This window comes from Streptomyces hyderabadensis, assembly GCF_020404845.1.
Classification (GTDB): Bacteria; Actinomycetota; Actinomycetes; order Streptomycetales; family Streptomycetaceae; genus Streptomyces; species Streptomyces hyderabadensis.
Genome location: NZ_JAIOJZ010000088.1, coordinates 1 through 20,409, shown reverse-complemented (window position 1 = coordinate 20,409; position 20,409 = coordinate 1). Strand labels below are relative to the sequence as shown.

General features: G+C 72.4%; 16 protein-coding genes. 8 read left to right on the top strand and 8 right to left on the bottom strand.

Annotation, left to right across the window (positions count from 1 at the left end):
* Nucleotides 1-484, top strand: a 484-nt coding sequence (locus K7854_RS35470) for an Rv3235 family protein (protein ID WP_226030668.1), incomplete at its 5' end; no start/stop codon positions are given.
* Nucleotides 485-600: 116 nt separating this feature from the next.
* Here the strand turns inward: K7854_RS35470 and secA are convergent.
* A complete protein-coding gene (gene secA / locus K7854_RS35465) occupies nucleotides 601-3,444 on the bottom strand; it encodes a preprotein translocase subunit SecA (RefSeq protein WP_226030667.1) in 2,844 nt (947 codons plus the stop codon).
* A 287-nt stretch (nucleotides 3,445-3,731) separates the two neighbouring features.
* Between secA and K7854_RS35460 the strand changes: the two genes are divergently transcribed.
* The gene (locus K7854_RS35460; RefSeq protein WP_226030666.1) at nucleotides 3,732-4,301 is read left to right on the top strand and encodes a GNAT family N-acetyltransferase; all 570 of its coding nucleotides are present in this window, start codon (nucleotides 3,732-3,734) and stop codon (nucleotides 4,299-4,301) included.
* A 274-nt stretch (nucleotides 4,302-4,575) separates the two neighbouring features.
* Nucleotides 4,576-5,751: a winged helix-turn-helix domain-containing protein gene (locus K7854_RS35455; protein ID WP_226030665.1), complete on the top strand. Its 1,176-nt coding sequence runs from the start codon at nucleotides 4,576-4,578 to the stop codon at nucleotides 5,749-5,751.
* 39 nt (nucleotides 5,752-5,790) lie between these two features.
* Here the strand turns inward: K7854_RS35455 and K7854_RS35450 are convergent, their stop codons facing one another.
* The 7 genes from K7854_RS35450 to mtnA all read right to left on the bottom strand — a co-directional run bounded on the left by K7854_RS35450 (nucleotide 5,791) and on the right by mtnA (nucleotide 14,559).
* Entirely contained in the window at nucleotides 5,791-6,555 is a 765-nt protein-coding gene (locus K7854_RS35450) for a response regulator (protein WP_104635078.1), read from the bottom strand.
* A 228-nt stretch (nucleotides 6,556-6,783) separates the two neighbouring features.
* Nucleotides 6,784-7,476 carry a ribosome hibernation-promoting factor, HPF/YfiA family gene (gene hpf, locus K7854_RS37735; protein WP_016326377.1) on the bottom strand — a complete coding sequence of 231 codons (693 nt, stop codon included), beginning with the start codon at nucleotides 7,474-7,476 and terminating at the stop codon, nucleotides 6,784-6,786.
* A 314-nt stretch (nucleotides 7,477-7,790) separates the two neighbouring features.
* The gene (locus tag K7854_RS35440) at nucleotides 7,791-8,705 is read right to left on the bottom strand and encodes a ComF family protein (protein ID WP_226030664.1); all 915 of its coding nucleotides are present in this window, start codon (nucleotides 8,703-8,705) and stop codon (nucleotides 7,791-7,793) included.
* 106 nt (nucleotides 8,706-8,811) lie between these two features.
* Entirely contained in the window at nucleotides 8,812-10,659 is a 1,848-nt protein-coding gene (locus K7854_RS35435) for an LpqB family beta-propeller domain-containing protein (protein ID WP_226030663.1), read from the bottom strand.
* Nucleotides 10,649-12,721, bottom strand: a complete 2,073-nt coding sequence (gene mtrB / locus K7854_RS35430; protein ID WP_226030662.1) for a two-component system sensor histidine kinase MtrB — start codon at nucleotides 12,719-12,721, stop codon at nucleotides 10,649-10,651. The genes K7854_RS35435 and mtrB overlap by 11 nt, the downstream gene beginning before the upstream one ends.
* Before the next feature lies 1 nt (nucleotide 12,722).
* On the bottom strand, nucleotides 12,723-13,412 hold the full coding sequence (gene mtrA / locus K7854_RS35425) for a two-component system response regulator MtrA (protein WP_003975799.1): 690 nt from the start codon (nucleotides 13,410-13,412) through the stop codon (nucleotides 12,723-12,725).
* Nucleotides 13,413-13,416: 4 nt separating this feature from the next.
* Nucleotides 13,417-14,559, bottom strand: coding sequence for an S-methyl-5-thioribose-1-phosphate isomerase (gene mtnA / locus K7854_RS35420; RefSeq protein WP_226030661.1), 1,143 nt, complete (start codon nucleotides 14,557-14,559; stop codon nucleotides 13,417-13,419).
* Between the two features lie 140 nt (nucleotides 14,560-14,699).
* On the opposite strand from mtnA, the gene K7854_RS35415 reads away from it, so the two are divergent.
* From K7854_RS35415 to K7854_RS35395, 5 genes are read left to right on the top strand one after another with little or no spacing between them, the layout of a single operon-like run.
* A complete protein-coding gene (locus K7854_RS35415) occupies nucleotides 14,700-16,079 on the top strand; it encodes a DUF7847 domain-containing protein (RefSeq protein WP_226030660.1) in 1,380 nt (459 codons plus the stop codon).
* A 34-nt stretch (nucleotides 16,080-16,113) separates the two neighbouring features.
* The gene (locus K7854_RS35410; protein ID WP_226030659.1) at nucleotides 16,114-16,833 is read left to right on the top strand and encodes a DUF4129 domain-containing protein; all 720 of its coding nucleotides are present in this window, start codon (nucleotides 16,114-16,116) and stop codon (nucleotides 16,831-16,833) included.
* Entirely contained in the window at nucleotides 16,830-18,047 is a 1,218-nt protein-coding gene (locus K7854_RS35405; RefSeq protein WP_226030658.1) for a DUF4350 domain-containing protein, read from the top strand. The genes K7854_RS35410 and K7854_RS35405 overlap by 4 nt, the downstream gene beginning before the upstream one ends.
* On the top strand, nucleotides 18,047-19,036 hold the full coding sequence (locus K7854_RS35400; RefSeq protein WP_226030669.1) for an AAA family ATPase: 990 nt from the start codon (nucleotides 18,047-18,049) through the stop codon (nucleotides 19,034-19,036). Before K7854_RS35405 ends, K7854_RS35400 begins: the two co-directional genes overlap by 1 nt.
* Entirely contained in the window at nucleotides 19,036-20,346 is a 1,311-nt protein-coding gene (locus K7854_RS35395) for a DUF58 domain-containing protein (RefSeq protein ID WP_226030657.1), read from the top strand. Before K7854_RS35400 ends, K7854_RS35395 begins: the two co-directional genes overlap by 1 nt.
* The last annotated feature ends 63 nt before the right edge of the window (nucleotides 20,347-20,409 follow it).

The window sequence follows — 20,409 nt, the reverse complement described above, 5'->3', positions numbered from 1 at the left end:
GGCCTCCCCTGTCCCCGCACGCAGCGCCGGCCCCGGCACCGCGTCCACCGCGGGGCGGATCCCGTCGGGGGGCCACCACCGGGTCTCCCGGCCCGCCACAACGCCCGTCGTCCCCGCTCAGACGCCTCGCCGCCCCGTGCCGCAGCTCCGGCCCACCGACCACTTCGCCGAGCTGCTCCTGGGCGTGCTCAGCGGCCGGCGCCCCGTCCACTCGATGCTCCGGCACACGGTCGGCCGCGCCTACGACGACCTGGCGCACCTCGCCGAACGCGGTCCGCTGCGCACCCGCGGCGCGTCCCCCGTCGTCCGTGACATCGGCTACTTCGAGCCCCGGCCGGGCGCCCTGGAGGTCTTCGCCCGCATCGGCGCGGGAGAACGGCTGCGCGCCCTGGCGTTCCGCCTGGAGCGGGGCCGGGACCTGCGCTGGCGCTGTACGGCGGTGGAAGTGGGCGGTCCCCGCCGGCACCACGCGGACGACGACTGACCGCACCGTCTGACCGCGCCCTCTGCCCGGACCGCTGCTCCCGGACAGGCCGGAGGGCCGGTCACCCCGGGTGACCGGCCCTCCCACCGCCACGGCGCCCGCAGGGCACCGCACCGTCACTTCTTGCGGCGCCGCCCGCCCTTGGCCTGCTTGCGGCGCTCCGCGCGCGTCAGCCCGTCCGACGGGGTCTGCGCGGGCTCACCGTCGGTGAACTCGCCCTCGACGACACCGCCCTCGCCGTCCACGGTCGGCGCGGAGAAGTGCAGGTCCCGGCGCTGCGGCGCGTCCAGGCCCTTGGCCCGGATCTCCGGACGGGCGCCAGCCTGGGCCGGGACCGCGTCCTGCGCGCCCTTGTCGAGCGACGGCGCCGCGTCCTCGACGGGGACCTCCTCGACCTGCTGCTCGACCTGGACCTCCAGGTTGAACAGGTAGCCGACGGACTCCTCCTTGATGCCCTCCATCATGGCCTGGAACATGTCGAAGCCCTCGCGCTGGTACTCGACCAGCGGGTCCTTCTGCGCCATCGCACGCAGGCCGATGCCCTCCTGGAGGTAGTCCATCTCGTAGAGGTGCTCGCGCCACTTGCGGTCCAGGACCGACAGGACGACCCGGCGCTCCAGCTCGCGCATGATCTCGGAGCCGAGCTGCTTCTCCCGCGCCTCGTACTGCTCCATGATGTCGTCCTTGATGGACTCCGCGATGTAGTCGGCGGTCAGACCGGCCCGGTCGCCGGCCGCCTCCTCCAGCTCCTCGACGGTGACCTTCACCGGGTAGAGCTGCTTGAAGGCACCCCACAGCCGGTCGAGGTCCCAGTCCTCCGGGAAGCCCTCGGCGGTCTCCGCCTGTACGTAGGCGTCGATCGTGTCGTTCATGAAGTGCTGGATCTGCTCCTGCAGGTCCTCGCCCTCCAGGACGCGGCGCCGCTCGCCGTAGATGACCTCGCGCTGGCGGTTGAGGACCTCGTCGTACTTCAGGACGTTCTTACGGGTCTCGAAGTTCTGCGTCTCGACCTGCGACTGGGCGGACGCGATCGCGCGCGTGACCATCTTGTTCTCGATCGGCACGTCGTCCGGCACGTTCGCCATGGACATCACGCGCTCGACCATCTGGGCCTTGAACAGCCGCATCAGGTCGTCGCCCAGGGAGAGGTAGAAGCGGGACTCGCCGGGGTCGCCCTGACGGCCGGAACGACCGCGCAGCTGGTTGTCGATGCGCCGCGACTCGTGCCGCTCGGTGCCCAGGACGTAGAGGCCGCCCAGCTCCTTGACCTCTTCGAACTCGGCCTTGACCGCCTGCTCGGCCCGCTCCAGCGCGGCGGGCAGGGCCGCGGCCCACTCCTCGATGTGCTCCTCGGGGTCGAGGCCGCGCTGGCGCAGCTCCGCCTCGGCGAGGTCCTCGGGGTTGCCGCCGAGCTTGATGTCCGTACCGCGGCCGGCCATGTTCGTGGCCACCGTCACGGAGCCCTTGCGGCCCGCCTGGGCGACGATGGTCGCCTCCCGGTCGTGCTGCTTGGCGTTCAGCACCTCGTGCTGGACACCGCGCTTGCTGAGCTGCTGCGAGAGGTACTCGGACTTCTCGACGGAGGTGGTGCCGACGAGGATCGGCTGCCCCTTGCGGTGCTTCTCCTCGATGTCGTCGACGACCGCCTCGAACTTGGCGACCTCGGTGCGGTAGATCAGGTCCGACTGGTCCTTGCGCACCATGGGGCGGTTGGTCGGGATGGGCACCACGCCGAGCTTGTAGATCTGGTGGAACTCGGCGGCCTCGGTCATCGCCGTACCGGTCATGCCGGACAGACCGGGCTGTTCCTTGCCGTTGTGGTCGTGGCGCTTGTAGAGGCGGAAGAAGTTCTGGAGGGTGATCGTGGCGAGCGTCTGGTTCTCGTCCTTGATGTCCACCCCTTCCTTCGCCTCGATCGCCTGGTGCATGCCCTCGTTGTAGCGGCGGCCGGCGAGGATACGGCCGGTGTGCTCGTCGACGATCATGACTTCGCCGTCGAGGACGACGTAGTCCTTGTCCTTCTTGAAGAGTTCCTTGGCCTTGATGGCGTTGTTCAGATAGCCGACCAGCGGGGTGTTCACCGACTCGTACAGGTTGTCGATGCCCAGCCAGTCCTCGACCTTGGACACGCCCGACTCGTGGATGGCGACGGTGCGCTTCTTCTCGTCGACCTCGTAGTCACCGGTTTCCTCGATGCCCTTGAGGGTGTTGCCGGCCTCGCCCTTCTTCAGACGGGTGACCAGCTTGGCGAAGTCGCCGTACCACTTGGTGGCCTGGTCGGCGGGGCCGGAGATGATCAGCGGCGTACGGGCCTCGTCGACGAGGATGGAGTCGACCTCGTCGACGATGGCGAAGTTGTGACCGCGCTGGACGAGCTCGTCCTTGGACCACGCCATGTTGTCGCGCAGGTAGTCGAAGCCGAACTCGTTGTTCGTGCCGTAGGTGATGTCGCAGCCGTACATCTCGCGGCGCTGGGCCGGCGTCTGGTTGGCGAGGATGCAGCCGACGGTCAGACCGAGGAACTTGTGGACGCGGCCCATCATCTCGGAGTCGCGCTCGGCCAGGTAGTCGTTGACCGTGACGATGTGCACGCCCTCGCCGGACAGGGCGTTGAGGTAGGCGGGCAGCGTGCCGACGAGGGTCTTGCCCTCACCGGTCTTCATCTCGGCCACGTAGCCCATGTGCAGGGCAGCGCCGCCCATGATCTGCACGTCGTAGTGGCGCTGGCCCAGGACGCGCTTGGCGGCCTCACGGACGGTGGCGAAGGCTTCGGGCAGCAGGTCGTCAAGGCTCTCACCGTCGGCGTAGCGCTGCTTGTACTCGTCGGTGAGGGCCCGCAGCTCGGCGTCGGAGAGGTCAGTGAAGTCCTCTTCGATGGAGTTGACCTGGTCCGCGATGCGGTGCAGCTTGCGCAGGATCTTGCCTTCGCCTGCACGCATGATCTTCGAGAGGACGGACACGGGGGTTGGTCTCCTTGCCGGTCGGGCCTGGGACGGTCGGTTTCCTGTGACGGATCGGGCAACGGCCATCGTATGCGAGGACCCCACCGCGTCGGGAGGCCTGCTGTAACGGGGACCGTCCACTCCTTAACATCCAGCATCCCTGTCTGCCGTCACCTGTCACCCCTTTCAACGTCCGGGCCCCGCGGATGGTGCCGCACCCTCCCGCGAATCGCACGTGAAGTGACCGGATGTTCACGGACGGCAAAACATTGGCGCCCCCACCGGGATCCGCGCAGAATCGGCCGATGGACCCCGTCACTCTGACCACCGACCGCCTCGTCCTGCGCACGGTCGGCCCGCAGGACACCGACGCCGTGTACGCCGCCGCGCAGGATCCCGACATCCAGCGCTGGACGACGGTCCCCTCCCCCTACCTCCCGGAGCACGCGCGGAGTTTCGCGGAGCAGGTGGTCCCCGAGGGCTGGGCGAACGACTCGATGTTCACCTTCGGCCTCTTCCTCCCCGACGGGGCCCTGGTGGGCATGCTCGGCATCACGATGATCTCCCTGGGCGTCGGGGAGATCGGGTTCTGGGGCACCAAGGAGCACCGCGGCCGGGGCTACGTCACCGAAGCCGCCGTCGCCGTCTCGCGCTGGGCCTTCACCGAGCGGGCCGTCGACCGCCTGGAATGGCGCGCCGAGGTCGGCAACACGGCCTCCCGCGCGGTGGCCCAACGCGCGGGCTACACCATGGAGGGCACGTTGCGCTCCGCGATCAACAACAAGGGCGTGCGCCGCGACTGCTGGATCGGCTCCCTCCTCCCCTCAGACCTCGCCCTCCCGTCAACGTCCCCATACCTGCCCGCCCAGGCATAGCCACGTAGCCCCATAGCTGCGGACAGTCATACCGCTGCCGCCGCCGCTGCCGCTGCCGCTGCGGGCAGTCGCGCCGCTGCTGCTGCGGGCAGTCGTGCCGCTGGGGCGGCACGGGTGGGCGCAGCGGCACCCCGCAACGCCGGGTTGCGCCCCCGCCCCCGCCCGCACGCACGCCGGGCGCCACCCGAACCCCGGCCCCCCGCACCCACCTCCCCTGCACCCCGCACCCCGCACCCCACCCCACTGTCAGACCCACCCCCTATCGTGCGGACGTATGACGACCCTCCCGCCCCCCGCCACGGAACTGTCCGCAGACGAGGCCCGCCGCCTCGCCCTCCGCGCACAGGGCTTCCTCGGCGCCCCCGACCGCCGCGCAGGCGTCCGCGGCGTCCTCCGTCACCTGGGCGCGGTGCAGCTCGACACCATCTCGGTCCTCGCCCGCTCCCACGAGCTGATCCCGTACGCCCGCCTGGGCGCGGTCGGCCGCCGGACCGTCGAGGACGCGTACTGGACGGACACCCACGCCTTCGAGTACTGGTCGCACGCCGCCTGCATCCTCCCCATCGAGGAGTGGCCCCACTTCGCCTTCCGCCGCCGCGCCTACCGCGACCGCCCGCACTGGAACCACCACCTCCCCGACGGCGACTACGACCGCGTCGTCAAGCAGCTCCGCACCGAGGGCCCCCTCACCGCGACGGAGCTGGGCGGCGCGAAGAAGACCAGCGAGTGGTGGGACTGGTCGGGCACGAAGGTCGCCGTCGAGCGCGCGCTCATGTACGGCGAGGTGGTGTGCGTGGAGCGCCGCGGCTGGAAGCGGGTGTACGACCTGGCCGAGCGCGCGGTCCCGGCCGCCCTGCTCCACGACGACCTGGACGATGCCGAGTGCCTGCGCCGCCTGGTCCGCCTGGCCGGTCAGTCCCTGGGCGTCGGCACGCGCGCGGACATCGCGGACTACCACCGTCTCAAGGCCGAGCAGGTCGACGCCGTGATCGCCGACTCGGGCCTGGTGCCGGTCACGGTGCAGGGCTGGGGCCGGCCGGCCTGGGCGGACCCGGCGGCGCTGGAGACTCCTCCGCGCGGCCGTCACCGCACGACGCTGCTCTCGCCCTTCGACTCCCTCGTCTGGGAGCGGGCGCGCACGGAGCGGATCTTCGGCTTCACCCACCGCCTGGAGGCCTACGTGCCCAAGCCGAAGCGGGTGCACGGTTACTTCGCGATGCCGGTCCTGGCCGGCGGCCGGCTGGTCGGCCGGGTGGACCCGGCCCGCGAGGGGCGCACCCTGGTCGCCAAGCAGGTCACACTGGACGGCCCGAAGGCGGCCCCGGCGGTGGCCCAGGCCCTGGTCGAGGCGGCGAGCTGGGTGGACTGCACGGACGTACGGGTGGAACGGGTCGGGACGCCGGAGCTGCGCGAGCCCCTCACCCGGGAGCTGGCCCGACTGCTCGCCTGACCGGGCACCGGTTCATCACCGGCTCCGCGGCGCGGCGGCTCACCGGATCTCGAGGATCTTCTCCCGCATCGCGTACACCACGGCCTCCATCCTGGAGTGCAGCTGCAGCTTCTCCAGGATGTTGCGCACGTGGTTCTTCACGGTGTTCTCGGAAATGAACAGTTCCTTCGCGATGTCGCGGTTGTTCATTCCGGTGGCGACGAGTTTGAGGACCTCCAGCTCGCGGTCCGTGAGCCGCGGCGCGGGCACCAACCGCCGTTCGTCGGTCCGCTGGATCATCGACTTGAACTCGGTGAGCAGTTTCGACGCCATGGAGGGACTGATCTGGGACTGGCCGTCGGCCACCGCGCGAATGGCGGTGGCCACCTCGTCGGTCGAGATCTCCTTGAGGAGATAACCGGTCGCGCCCGCCTTGATCGCGTCGTAGAGGTCGGCCTCCTCGTCGCTGATCGTCAGCATGATGATCTTGGCGCTGGGGGCCACCTCCTTGATGGAGGTGCAGGCCTCGATGCCGCCCCGCTTGGGCATCCGCACATCCATCAGGACGATGTCGGGAAGCAGGTCGGCGGCCTTCTCCACGGCCTCGGCGCCGTCACCGGCCTCTCCGACGACCTGGATGTCCTCCTCGGCCGCCAGCACGATCTCCAGGCCGCGGCGGAAGAGGGCATGGTCGTCCACGACGAGCACCCGGATCGGCTCCTCGCGTGCGGAGCCGGCGTCGGCGTCCGGGCCCATGCCGGATGCCCCGTCGTCGATCCCGTGGTCGACGCCCGCGCCCCGCATCGGTCCGAAACTGTCCGCCATCGTTCCTCCCCCTGAAGGCTGTGGCCTGTGGTCCTGAGCCATCGCCAACCCAGAGCAACGACCCACCGGTTGGGCCGTTGCCGCCATGATTCCATGTCCGGCCGACAGCGGGGTGACCGAACGGGCAGCGTTGGGGTCGCACACCCTCGCGCACCGTCGCACGCCGGTGCCCCTGGGGGCGCACACGCGCTCCAGGGGCACCGGACCGCTGTCACCCGGCGGGGCGGGTCAGCCGCCGAGCGCGTCCCCCGCGTCGGGAGCATGCGCCTGGGTGACCATCGTGTCCGTGGTCAGGTGGATCACGCCGTAGTCGTAGGCGTGCCGCCGGTAGACGACGCTGGGCTCCTTCGTCTCGGAGTCGACGAACAGGTAGAAGTCGTGCCCGACCAGCTCCATCTCGTAGAGCGCCTGGTCGAGGGACATCGGTGCGGCCACGTGGGTCTTCTCCCGGACGACGAGCGGGCCGTCGCCCTGGACCTCCAGCGAGCCGATCTTCTTGGTGGGTACGCCGTCCTGCTTCTCCGTCGGGACGACGTCGCCGTTCCCGTTGAGCGTCGCCGCGCCGGGTACGTGGTCGGCGACCTCGGCCGCCGAGATCCGGCGTGCGCCACGGCGCGAGAAGCGCTTGTCGTGCTGCTTGCGCAGCCGTGCGCCGAGCTTCTCCGCCGCCAGGTCGAGCGCCGCGTAGGGGTCGCTCGCCGCCGCCTCCGCCCGGATCACCGGACCGCGGGAGCGCAGCGTGATCTCCACTCGGTCACAGCGGTCGGCCTGCCGGGGGTTCGGCTCCTTGGACACCTCGACGTCGAGGCTGATCACCTTGCCATCGAGCTTCTGGATCTTCTCCAGCTTCAGCTTCTCGGCCACGTGCTTCCGGAACCGCTCGGGCACCTCGGTCTTGCGGCCCTTGACGACGATGTCCACGCAGAACTCCGTTCCCGGATCGCTCCGCTGCTACGGCGGAGCATCTCCCTTTTGCACCAGGTTCCGGTCCATCCCGAAACCTCGGACTCGGTGACGTCCACCTCCTCCCCCGCGGGCGGGATCTCCACTCCACCGGTGCGGGTGATGACGGTGAAAACCCGCAGCACGGCATTCGGATTTGAGAGGTGTGGCCTGCGGCTTTGCCTCACAACCGAACATATCTCGCCCGGACGGATGTCGTCACCCTCTACCGCGGCGTACCTCCGTTCCGGTGAATTGACCCTCTCATTACCTGCAACGACGTAAGTTCTCAGTCAGTTCCGGTTTATTTCGAAGGAATCTGTTGAAGCCGCGACCACTGCCGCGCAGATTGCTTCACGGGCCACGCGACCGCCTCCGTAGGGACCCGCCATTCGGGGCCCGGTCTTCCGTTCCTCTCTGCCTTCCCCCGCCGCCGCCGGATACACAGCCGATCTCGCCGTCCCGTACGTGCCGGACCCCGCCCCCGACTCAACGGCGACGTCCGTGGCCGCGCGCACCGCACGTGCCGCCTCCGCCAGCGACGCCCCCGTCGTCATCAGGTCGTCGACCAGGACGACCGCCCCGCCGCGCAGCAGCCCGCCGCCGCCCGGGGCCACCGCCAGCGCGCCCGCGAGGTTGTCCAGCCGCCGCCGGGCGCCGAGGCCCGACTGGTCGGCCACGGCGTACCGCTGCCGCAGCACGGCCAGCACCCGGGCCGGCACCCCTGTCCGCCGCAGCTCACCCGCCGCGACGAGGGCGATCCGCCGCGCCGGGTCGTGCCCGCGCGTCCGTACCGCGCCGCGCGCCGACGGCACGGGCACCAGCAGCACCGGGTCCCGCACTCGTCGTACGCCACCCATATCAGGGGCGCCTATTCCGCCCGTGGCCGTCCACGCCTCCCGCAGCCCCGCCCGCACCGCTCCCGCCAGTGCCGCGCCGAGCGGTGCCGCGAGGGCCAGCGCGCCCCGCTCCTTGTGGGCCAGCAGCGCCGCCCGCACCTCGTCCGCGTACGGCGCGGCCGCGTGCACCGCGGGCAGACCCGGGGGCTCCGGATCCGGACGCACCCGGAACGGCGGGTCGCCGCTCAACGCCGTACGGCACCGAGGGCACAGCACCTCGCGTGCCCTGCCGCAGCCGCCGCACTCGGCCGGCAGCACCAGGTCCGTGAGGTCCGCCCACCATTCCCGCACTGTCCGCAATCCCCGCATGGCCACCACTGTGCCCACCCGTGCGGAGCCCTGCCAGGCCTGTGGAAAACCCGCCCCGGGGTCCTGTGGAAAACCCGGTCGGCGGGCCACGGCAGGACCGGACACCTCACCCCGGATAGACCGGCGCGGTCCCTTCCGTCACCTTCTGCCACTGGAGCCCGGACGGCAGCCGCACGATCAGGTCCTCCGAGTACGCGACCAGCGGCAGCCGCTCGTCCTCGGTCGCGGCGATCTCCTTCACGCCGGTCAGCGCCGCGGGCACCGATGCCTCCGGCGTCGAGCCGTCGACCTGGACGTATCCGATCTGCTGGACGCCCCCGCGCTCGCGCCCGACCACCACGAGCCTGGCGTCGCCGGCCCACGACATGGCCGTGACCTCCTCAAGCTCGGGGGTCGCTGAGCGCAGCTCCAGCACGGTGACCGCGGGCGGCTCGCCCGCCTTCCCGTCCCGTTCGATCCGTCCGATGAGCAGCGACCGCTTGCCGTCCTTCTCCACGACGAGCGCGATCCGCACCCCGTCCGCGGCCACCCGCACGGCCTGGACGCGCCCGTCGAGGCCCGGTGTCCGCACCTCGACCGGATCGCCCGCGCCGTCCTCCAGCAGCAGCAGCCGCGGGTCGGCCGGATTGCGGTCGGCGATCCACAGGTCGCCCTGCGCGTCCCAGCTGGGCGGGGTCAGCCGGTCCGCCTCCGCCTTGCCCTGGCTGGTCAGCACCGGGTCGCCGATCGAGCCGCCCGACGTCAGCGAACCGACGTACAGCGACTTGCTGTCGAGGCCGATCCCGGCCGCGCTGTGCTCGTCGCGCGAGACCGCCACCGACCGCAGGGCGCGGTTGCCCTCGCCCAGCGGGCCCGGCACGGGTTCGGCCCGGGTCCCGTTGCTGCCGGCGGCGATCCGCACCAGACGGTCCTTCTCGTCGACGAAGTACAGGTAGTCGGGCCGCTGCGCCGAACCGCGCGTCGCCACCGTCTCGGCCCGGTCCTCGGAGAGCGAGCACAGCTTCTCGCCGCCCGAGCGCAGCTCGACCTCCTCCACCGCCGGGGTGAGGTTCTGCAGGGTGAACAGGAGCTGCGCGGCCATCTCGTCGCACTTGTCCGCGCCGGCCCGGGCCGCCTTGTCGTTCAGCGGCACGGTCAGCTTGCTGCGGTCGTCGGGCGTCAGCGCGCCGGCGTCCTTCGCCAGCGCCGTGCCGGTCGGGAAGCTGGACCTGACCACGGGCCCCAGCAGGCTCGACGGCCCGCTGAGCAGGGAACGCACCACCTGGGTCGTCGGGTCCACGCGCCGGCGCACATAGACGGGGTCGGCGACCGCGGCCGGCTCCCGGACCGGTTCGTTCCCGGCGTCCGCGCGCACCGCGCTGTTCGAGGCGAAGTAGTACCGGTTGACCGACATGTAGTTGCGCTGGAAGTCGGACTTGCCCATGACGACGCCCTGCGGCAGCACGTCGATGCGCCACTGCTTGGTCTTGCCGTCCCGGCTGAGATGCACCGACTCGCGGTACGCGCCGTCGGCGGGCGAGTAGGACTGCTGCGCGTCCACCGTGGCCACCTTGGTGCCGGTCAGGGTCACCGAGTAGTCGTTGGCGTCCTCGCGGTTGCCGGAGTGGTCGGACTCCGTGCCGGGCCCGCCCGCGAGCACCGTCGCCGACTCGTCCGGCCGCCAGGTCTTCGCGGCGTCGCCGGTCAGGTACTTGCGTGCCGTCTCGTAGTGCGGGTCGTCGCTGGTCAGCGCCTCCAGGAAGCCCTGCACGATGTCGGAGGGCGGAGCGTCGTCCTGCGGCGGCATCGCGAACACCCGTACCTGCGGGTCCTGCCGCGGCGTGGACTCCACCCCGCGCAGGTCCCCGCTGTCGGGCATGGACGCACAGCCGGCCAGCAGTACGACACCCCCGACGGCGTACACCGCCACGCGGGCCGGCCCGCGCCGACCGCCCCTCCCGCGGTCAGCGCCCACGAGATGCCTCCCCTTGCCTGCTCGAGTCCTCAGGGCCGGTGTCCGGGCGGTTCGCCGCCTGCGGTGCCGGTCCGCCGTCCTGTCTCCGGGCGCCCGACACGGGCCTCGGCACCACGCGCGCGCCGTTGCCCGGCAGCGCCGTCGGATCGGCCGTGGGGGCCACCGCGGCCTGCCGGGGCGTTATCGGCCCCCGCGCGGGCACCGCGGTCTGCCCGGCCGACACCTGCGCCGGTACGCCGGCCGGCCTGCCCGTGCCGGGCGCCACCGCGGTCTCGTCGAGGCCCGCGTCGTGGAGCCCGCGGTTGCGGCGCGAGTCCGTCGGCTCCAGCGGTATCGGCGAACCTCTGAGCGGCTCGTCGGCGGTCCTGGGCAGCGTCAGCCGGAACTGCGAGCCGCCACCGGGCTCGCCCCAGGCCTGCAGCCAGCCGCCGTGCAGCCGCGCGTCCTCCAGGGCGATGGACAGGCCCAGCCCCGTGCCGCCGGTGGTACGCGCGCGTGCCGGGTCGGCCCGCCAGAAACGGCTGAAGACCCGGGTGGCCTCACCGGGCTTGAGTCCGACACCGTAGTCGCGCACCGCGACGGCGACCGCGCCCCCGGCGGCGGCGAGCTTGACGACGACGTCCCGGCCCTCGCCGTGCTCGACGGCGTTGACGACGAGGTTGCGCAGCACGCGTTCCACCCGCCGGGCGTCCGCCTCGGCGACGACGGGCTGCTGGTCGCCGACGACGCGTATCCCCGTGCCCTTGCGCTCGGCGAGCGGCTCCGCGCCGCTGACGACGCGCCGTACGACCTCCCTGAGGTCTATCGGCTCCGCCTCCAGCGCGGCCGCGCCGGCGTCGAAGCGGCTGATCTCCAGCAGGTCGGCGAGCAGCGTCTCGAACCGGTCCAGCTGGTCGGCGAGCAGTTCGGCCGACCGCGCGGTCACCGGATCGAAGTCCACGCGCGCGTCGTGGATGACGTCGGCCGCCATCCGTACGGTGGTCAGCGGCGTCCGCAGCTCGTGCGAGACGTCGGAGACGAACCGCCGCTGCATCCGCGACAGGTCCTCCAGCTGGCTGATCTTCAGCTGCAGGTTCTGCGCCATCTTGTTGAAGGCCTCGCCGAGCCGGGCGATGTCGTCCTCGCCGGTGACCTTCATCCGCTCCTGCAACCGCCCCGCGGACAGCCGCTCGGCGATGCTCGCCGCCATCCGTACCGGCGTGACGACCTGCCGCACCACGAGCCAGGCGATGGCGCCCAGCAGTACGACGACGAAGAGCCCGGCCGTCGCCAGGGTGCCCCTGACCAGGCTGAGCGACTTCTCCTCCTGGGTGAGCGGGAAGAGGTAGTACAGCTGGTACGGCTCGCCGTTCGGGTCGTTGACCTGCTTGCCGATGACCAGTCCGGGCTGGGACGCCTGGTCGGAGGTGTAGACGATCCGGGTGTAGCTCTGGGCGGCCGCGGTGTCGCCGTCGATCCGCTCCCGCAGGTCCTCGGGGACGCTGACCGCCCAGTCGACCGATCCGGAGGCGCGCGGACCGCGTCCGCTGCCGCTCTCCCCGCCCATGGGGAGGGTGACCACGTCGAAGGCGCTCTGGCCGCCGCTGGAGAGGGACTTCACCAGCTCGCTCATCCACTGGATGACGTTCTGCGAGGGGCGCCCGTCGGCGGGGGTGCTGTCGTCGCCGTTGGTGCTCGCCGCTTCCTCGGCCTTCTGCTTGGCCGCCGTGAAGCCACCGGTGGCCTGGCTCTGGGAGGCCTTCACCTTGGCGTCCAGCAGCCCGTTGCGGACCTGCCCGATCACCACGAAGCCGAGCAGCAGCACCACGCCCAGCGACATCAGCAGGGTGGTGGCGACGACCTTGAGCTGGATGTTGCGCCGCCACAGCCGCATGACCGGCAGCAGCGGACGCCGCACCCAGCGCATGAACAGACGGAGCACCGGGCTGCCCTGCACCCCGCCGTGCAGCAGCCCGCCCTCCAGCACGCTGCTGAAGAGGCGGGAGCCGGCGCTCCGGTGGCCGACAGGCCGTCCGGCGCGGGCCCCGGACCCGGGCGCCGAAGCGGCACTGTCCCTGGCCATGTCAGCTCGGTCCGGCCTTGTAGCCGACGCCGCGGACGGTCACCACGATCTCCGGCTTCTCCGGGTCCTTCTCGACCTTGGAGCGCAGCCGCTGCACGTGCACGTTGACCAGCCGGGTGTCGGCGGCGTGCCGGTAGCCCCAGACCTGCTCCAGGAGCACCTCGCGCGTGAACACCTGCCACGGCTTGCGGGCCAGCGCCACCAGCAGGTCGAACTCCAGCGGCGTCAGCGCGATCGACTGCCCGTCCCGCTTCACGGAGTGACCGGCCACGTCGATGACCAGGTCGCCTATGGCGAGCTGTTCCGGCGCCGGCTCCTCCGACCGGCGCAGGCGTGCCCTGATGCGGGCCACCAGCTCCTTCGGCTTGAACGGCTTCACGATGTAGTCGTCGGCGCCCGACTCCAGGCCCACCACGACGTCGACGGTGTCACTCTTCGCCGTCAGCATCACGATCGGCACGCCCGACTCCGCCCTGATCAGGCGGCACACCTCGATGCCGTCCCGGCCGGGCAGCATCAGGTCGAGCAGTACCAGGTCGGGCTTGGTCTCCCGGAAGGCGGCCAGCGCCTTGTCGCCGTCGGCTACGAAAGATGGCTCAAAACCCTCACCACGCAGCACAATGCCGAGCATCTCGGCCAGTGCGGTGTCGTCGTCGACGACAAGGACTCGTCCCTTCATAAACGACATCATCCCATTAGCTAATCGTTACCTGGCGTGACCTGGCACACAGCGCGGCCAGGGCCTCGGCCGTCACGGGCGAAGCCACGCCCTCCTCGGTGACGATGGCCGTCACCAGTTCGGGCGGGGTCACGTCGAACGCCGGGTTGTACGCCTGGGTCCCCAGGGGTGCCACCGGAATCCCGCCTCCCGCTCCCGCCACCGGCACCTGGGGTGCTGTGACCTCGGTCACCTCATGTCCGGGGCGCTGCTCCACCTCGATGGACGCCCCGTCCGGCGTGTCCGGGTCCACCGTCGTGACCGGCGCCACCACGATGAACGGCACATGGTGGTACCGCGCGAGCACCGCGAGCGGATAGCTCCCCACCTTGTTCGCCACCGAACCGTCGGCCGCGATGCGGTCCGCGCCGATCAGCACCGCGTCCACCTCCCCCGCCGCGAACAGCGAACCCGCCGCGTTGTCGGTGAGCAAGGTGTACGCCATGTCGTTGCGGGCCGCCTCGTATGCCGTCAGGCGAGCACCTTGCAGCAAGGGACGCGTTTCGTCCACCCACAGGCGTCGCAGCCGCCCCGCCCGGTGCGCCGCGAGCGCCACCGCGAAGGCGGTCCCCTCACCGCCCGACACCAGCGAACCGGTGTTGCAGTGCGTGAGGACGCGGTGCCCTCCGGCGGGTAGCAGCTCGTCGAGCAGCGCCAGCCCGTGCGCCGCCATCCGTCCGCTGGCCTCGGCGTCCTCCCGGTGCAGCGCCCGCGCCGCGGACAACGCCGCCGCGGCGGCCTGCCGGGGGTCACCGGTCCTGGCGAGCGCCTCCCGGTGGGCGGCCTGCGCCCGGCGCACCCCGACGGCGAGGTTCACCGCGGTGGGGCGGGCGCCCGCCAGCGCGGCCGCGGCCTCCTCGACCTCGAAGCCGCGAACGGCGGCGAGCGCGACCCCGTACGCGCCCGCGACGCCCAGCAGCGGTGCCCCGCGCACGGCGAGCGAGCGGATCGCCTCCACCAGCGCCGCCGGGTCCGTGCAGACCAGCTCGACCTCCTCGGCCGGCAGCCTGGTCTGGTCGAGCAGCACCAGCACCGGGCCCTCGGGGGGTTCCTCCCAGCGAAGGGCCGGTATCCCCGTCGGGCGCTTGTCCTCGCCGCTTCCCGCGTCCTGATCAGCCATGCGGTCAGTCTGCCCCCTCTACGACGGACAATTGAAGGTGCCGAGCCCCCACCGTGCCCGGTCCGCACCTGACGCCCCCATGGCACGATGGCTGCCAACCTGCCGCCGCGACCGCGGACGGGCACCGTGAAGGAGCGACGATGAACGACACTCCGGGCTGGGCATCGCCCGGATCCGCCCCGTCCGACGGGCACGAGCCCGGCGCCTCCGGCCCCGCCGAGCCCGCCGACCGCCCCGCCGGCCCCGAACAGCCCGCGCCGCCCGCGGACCGGCCGGGTGCGGAACCGACGAGCCCCGGCACGAAGTGGTCCAAGGAGCAGCCGCCCCCGGCCCAGTGGTCCGCGCCCACCGGCCCCGCCGACCAGGGCGGGGGCCAGGCCCCGCCTCCGCCGCCCCCGGGCCCGGGCTGGGGCACCCCGCCCCCCGGACCTCCCGGCGGCGGCTACGGCGGTCCCGGCGGCTACGGCGGCCCACGCGGGGGCTACGGAGGCTACGGCGGTCCCGGCGGCTGGGGAGGCGGCTGGGGCGGTCCCCCGCCCGCGGCCAAGCCCGGCGTGATCCCGCTCCGCCCGCTCGGCGTGGGCGAGATCCTCGACGGCGCCGTCTCCACCATGCGCACCTACTGGCGCACCGTCCTCGGTATCTCCCTGACCGTCGCCATCCTCACGGAGATCGTCGTCGTACTGCTCCAGGGCCTGGTCCTGGACGACACCGGCAGCGAGGCCCTCAACGACCCCGACGCCACCCTGAGCGAACTCGGCGACGCGCTGGCCCAGACCACGATCAACTCCGGCGTCGTCTTCCTGATCTCCCTGATCGGCACCGTCCTGGCCACCGCCCTGCTCACCACCGTCACCAGCCGCGCCGTACTCGGCAGGCCGGTGACCACCGGCGAGGCCTGGCGCGACGCCCGCCCCCAGGTGCTGAAGCTGTTCGGCCTGATCCTCCTGCTGCTCCTCATCGTCGCCGGACTCGTCACGGTCGGCATGGCACCCGGTCTGCTCGTCACCGCCACCGCGGGCGGCGAGGCCGGAGTGGCGCTGACCGCCCTGGGTTTCCTGGCGGGCGGCGTGGTCGCCATCTGGCTCATGGTCCGCTTCTCGCTGGCGTCCCCGGCGCTGATGCTGGAGAAGCAGGGCATCAAGAAGGCGATGGGCCGCTCGGTGAAGCTGGTGCGCGGCTCCTGGTGGCGCGTCTTCGGCATCCAGCTGCTCGCCACGGTCATCGCCAACGTCGTCGCGTCGATCATCGTGATCCCCTTCGCCTTCCTCGCCGCGGCCCTCGGCGGCGACGGCGTCGGCGGCTTCCTGGAGGGCACCGGCGACCTCGGCTGGACGTTCCTCGTCGTCAGCGGCATCGGCTCGGTGATCGGCTCCATGATCACCTTCCCGATCACGGCGGGCGTGACCGTACTGCTGTACATCGACCAGCGCATCCGCCGCGAGGCCCTCGACCTCGAACTGGCCCGCGCCGCCGGCGCCCAGGGCTCCAGCGGCTCCGGCGCCGTTCCGGGGAGCTGACGGGGTGAGTCCGGCGGGGGGAGTTCTCACAGAGGTGCTGGCACGCACCGCCGCAGGAACGGTGTCGCGCTCCGGCGACGAACCACCGGTCACGATCCCGCGCGACCCCGCGCGGGAGGCCGCGCGGCGCGAGCTGTCCAAACGCATGTACCACGAGAACGACCCCAGCTGGTTCCAGCGGGCCCTGAACGCCTTCTGGGACTGGATCGGCGAGCTGTTCAGCCGGGCGTCCACCGCGACACCCGGCGGGACACTCGGCCTGGTCGTCGTCATCGCGGCCGTCCTGGCCGTGCTGGGTGCCCTCTGGTGGCGCCTGGGCACTCCGCGCCGCGGGCCCGTCTCCCAGCCCGCCCTGTTCGACGACCGCCCCCGCAGCGCCGCCGACCACCGCGCCGCCGCCCAGGCACACGCCGCCCAGGGACACTGGAGCCAGGCCGTCCAGGAACGCATGCGGGCCGTCGTCCGCGCCCTCGAGGAACGCGCCCTGCTCGACGTCCGCCCCGGCCGCACCGCCGACGAGGCGGCCACCGAGGCAGGCCACGCCCTGCCCGCCCACAAGGACCGGCTGCGCACCGCCGCACGGGACTTCGACGACGTCGCGTACGGCGGCCGACCCGGCAGCGAGGAGTCGTACCGACGCCTCACCGAACTCGACCACGACCTGGAACGCAGCAAGCCGCGCCTGGCGGCCAGCACGGCCGGCGGCTCCGCGGGGGACACGGACCGGGACACCCGCCGGGGAGCCGCCGAATGACCACCGAGGCCATGTTCCCCACCACCGCGGCCTCGCCCACCGCCCGCCAGGTGTGGACCCGCGCGCGAGGCATCGCGCTCGCCCTCGTCCTGCTGCTCGTCGGCGCCGTCGCCATCGCGGTCGTCCGCTCCGACGCCCGGCACGGAGAACTCGACCCGCGCTCCGCCGACCCCTACGGCAGCCGCGCCGTCGCCGAACTCCTCGCCGACCGGGGGGTCTCCACGCGCGTGGTCACCACCCTGGACGAAGCACGGGCCGCGGTCGGCCCGGACACCACCCTGCTGGTCGCCGTACCCGACCTCCTGACGGAACGCCAGCAGACGGGACTGCACTCGGCGACGTCCGGCTCCGGCGGCCGCACCGTCCTCGTCGCCCCCGGCGGCGGTGCCGTCGAACGCCTCGCCCCCGGCGTCACCGCCGACCCCGCACTCAGCATCGACTCGACACTGGCCCCCGCCTGCGACCTGCCCGCCGCACGCCGCGCGGGCAACGCCGACACGGGCGGCATCCGCTACAGCACCCACCTGGAAGCCGACGCCTGCTACCCCAGCCGGCGCCTGGCCACCCTCCTGCGCATCCCCGACCCGGCCGCGACGGCGTCCGCGGAGGACACCCCCGGCGACACCGTCGTCCTCGGCGCCCGCGACATCCTCTTCAACAACCACCTCGACGAGCACGGCAACGCCTCGCTCGCCCTCCAGCTCCTCGGCTCCCGCGACCATCTGGTCTGGTACCTCCCCTCCCTCTCCGACCTCCCGGACCAGGACGACGAACGCGGCTTCTTCGACCTGCTCCCGTCCGGCTGGCTCTGGGGCACCCTGCAGCTCCTCATCGCCGCCGCCCTCGCCGCCCTGTGGCGGGCACGCCGACTCGGCCCCCTGGTGCCCGAAAAACTCCCCGTCGCGATCCGCGCCTCCGAAACCGTCGAAGGCCGCGCCCGCCTCTACCGCAAGGCGAACGCCCGCGACCGCGCCGCCACCGCTCTTCGCTCCGCCACCCGCACCCGCCTCGCCCCTCTCGTCGGCGTCCCCGTCACCCAGGCGCACACGCCCGAGTCTCTGCTCCCCGCCCTGTCCGCCCACCTCCACGGCGCGACCGGCGACGGACAGACCCTGCACACCCTCCTCTTCGGCCCGCCGCCCGGCGACGACGCGGCCCTCATCGCACTCGCCGACCAACTCGACGCCCTCGAAAGAGAGGTACGCCGTCCATGATGGACCCGACCACTGACAACGCCGGGCAGACCGCGGCCCCGGGCAACGCCCGCGCCGCCCTCGAAGCCCTGCGCGCCGAGATCGCCAAGGCCGTGGTCGGCCAGGACGCCGCCGTGACCGGTCTCGTCGTAGCCCTGCTCTGCCGCGGCCACGTCCTCCTCGAAGGCGTACCCGGAGTCGCCAAGACCCTTCTCGTCCGCACTCTCGCCGCGGCCACCGAACTCGACACCAAACGCGTCCAGTTCACCCCCGACCTGATGCCGAGCGACGTCACCGGCTCCCTGATCTACGACGCCCGCACCACCGAGTTCTCCTTCCAGCCCGGCCCGGTCTTCACCAACCTCCTCCTCGCCGACGAGATCAACCGCACGCCCCCGAAGACCCAGTCCTCCCTCCTCGAAGCCATGGAGGAACGCCAGGTCACGGTGGACGGCACGCCCCGCCCGCTCCCCGAGCCCTTCCTCGTCGCGGCCACCCAGAACCCGGTCGAGTACGAGGGCACCTACCCCCTCCCGGAAGCCCAGCTGGACCGCTTCCTCCTGAAACTCACCGTCCCGCTGCCCACCCGTCAGGACGAGATCGACGTCCTCACCCGCCACGCGGCCGGATTCAGTCCGCGCGACCTGCACGCCGCCGGCGTACGCCCCGTCGCGAGCGCCGCCGACCTGGAGGCAGCCCGCGCGGAGGCCGCCAAGACGACCGTCTCCCCGGAGATCACCGCGTACGTCGTCGACATCTGCCGCGCCACCCGCGAGTCGCCGTCCCTCACCCTCGGCGTCTCCCCGCGCGGAGCCACCGCCCTGCTGTCGACCTCCCGCGCGTGGGCCTGGCTCACGGGGCGCGACTACGTCACCCCCGACGACGTCAAGGCCCTGGCCCTCCCCACCCTCCGGCACCGCGTACAGCTCCGCCCGGAGGCCGAGATGGAGGGCGTGACCGCGGACTCGGTCATCAACGCGATCCTCGCCCACGTCCCCGTCCCCCGCTGATGGCTCTCACCGGACGCGCCGCGCTCATCGCGGCCCTGGCCTCCGTCCCCGTCGGCGTCTGGGACCCGAGCTGGACGGGCATCCTCGCGGTCAACGCCCCACTGGCCGTCGCCTGCGCCTGCGACTTCGCCCTGGCCGCCCCCGTACGGCGCCTCGGCCTGTCCCGCTCCGGCGACACCTCCGCACGCCTGGGCGAGACCGCCGACGTCACCCTGACGGTCACCAACCCGTCGGGCCGCCCGCTCCGGGCCCGCCTGCGCGACGCCTGGCCGCCCAGCACCTGGCAGCCGGGCACCGAGACGGCAGCCTCCCGCCACAGCCTGACGGTGCCCGCCGGCGAACGCCGCCGCGTGACCACCCGCCTGCGCCCCACCCGCCGCGGCGACCGCCACGCGGACCGCGTCACGATCCGGTCCTACGGCCCCCTGGGCCTCCTCACCCGCCAGGGCACCCACCGGGTCCCCTGGACGGTGCGCGTCCTCCCCCCGTTCACCAGCCGCAAGCACCTCCCTTCCAAGCTGTCCCGGCTCCGCGAACTCGACGGCCGCACCAGCGTCCTCACCCGCGGGGAGGGCACGGAGTTCGACAGCCTGCGCGAGTACGTCCCCGGCGACGACACCCGTTCCATCGACTGGCGCGCGACAGCCCGCCACTCCTCGGTCGCCGTACGCACCTGGCGCCCCGAACGCGACCGGCACATCCTGCTCGTCCTCGACACCGGCCGTACCTCGGCCGGCCGCGTCGGCGACGCCCCTCGCCTCGACGCCGCGATGGACGCCGCTCTGCTCCTGGCCTCCCTGGCCTCCCGCGCGGGCGACCGCGTCGACCTCCTGGCCTACGACCGTCGAGTACGCGCCCTGCTCCAGGGCCGCACGGCGGGTGACGTCCTTCCTTCCCTGGTCAACGCCATGGCCACCCTGGAGCCGGAGCTGGTGGAGACGGACGCGCGCGGTCTTACGGCCACCGCGCTCCGATCGGCACCCCGCCGCTCCCTGATCGTCCTGTTCACGACGCTCGACGCCGCCCCGATCGAAGAGGGGCTGCTCCCCGTCCTGCCCCAGCTGACGCAGCGCCACACGGTCCTCGTGGCCTCGGTGGCCGACCCGCACGTGTCGCGGATGGCCCGGGCCCGCGGCCACACGGACGCCGTCTACGAGGCCGCGGCAGCCGCACAAGCGCAGTCGGAACGTCGCAACATCGCCGACCAACTACGCCGGCACGGCGTGACGGTCGTCGACGCGACTCCGGACGAGCTTCCCCCGGCACTCGCGGACGCCTACCTGGAACTCAAGTCGGCAGGCCGCCTCTAAAAGAGAGAAGGCGGGGCTCTGTGAGCCCCGCCTATTCCCATTCCAGCCGCCCCTGAACGCAGG

Excerpts from the sequence above, each read along its gene's own strand:
- K7854_RS35460 (WP_226030666.1), top strand. The coding sequence starts at position 3,732 with ATGGACCCCGTCACTCTGACCACCGACCGCCTCGTCCTGCGCACGGTC.
- K7854_RS35455 (WP_226030665.1), top strand. The coding sequence starts at position 4,576 with ATGACGACCCTCCCGCCCCCCGCCACGGAACTGTCCGCAGACGAGGCC.
- K7854_RS35450 (WP_104635078.1), bottom strand. The coding sequence starts at position 6,555 with ATGGCGGACAGTTTCGGACCGATGCGGGGCGCGGGCGTCGACCACGGG.
- K7854_RS35440 (WP_226030664.1), bottom strand. The coding sequence starts at position 8,705 with ATGCGGGGATTGCGGACAGTGCGGGAATGGTGGGCGGACCTCACGGAC.
- mtrB (WP_226030662.1), bottom strand. The coding sequence starts at position 12,721 with ATGGCCAGGGACAGTGCCGCTTCGGCGCCCGGGTCCGGGGCCCGCGCC.
- mtrA (WP_003975799.1), bottom strand. The coding sequence starts at position 13,412 with ATGATGTCGTTTATGAAGGGACGAGTCCTTGTCGTCGACGACGACACC.
- mtnA (WP_226030661.1), bottom strand. The coding sequence starts at position 14,559 with ATGGCTGATCAGGACGCGGGAAGCGGCGAGGACAAGCGCCCGACGGGG.
- K7854_RS35415 (WP_226030660.1), top strand. The coding sequence starts at position 14,700 with ATGAACGACACTCCGGGCTGGGCATCGCCCGGATCCGCCCCGTCCGAC.
- K7854_RS35405 (WP_226030658.1), top strand. The coding sequence starts at position 16,830 with ATGACCACCGAGGCCATGTTCCCCACCACCGCGGCCTCGCCCACCGCC.
- K7854_RS35400 (WP_226030669.1), top strand. The coding sequence starts at position 18,047 with ATGGACCCGACCACTGACAACGCCGGGCAGACCGCGGCCCCGGGCAAC.
- K7854_RS35395 (WP_226030657.1), top strand. The coding sequence starts at position 19,036 with ATGGCTCTCACCGGACGCGCCGCGCTCATCGCGGCCCTGGCCTCCGTC.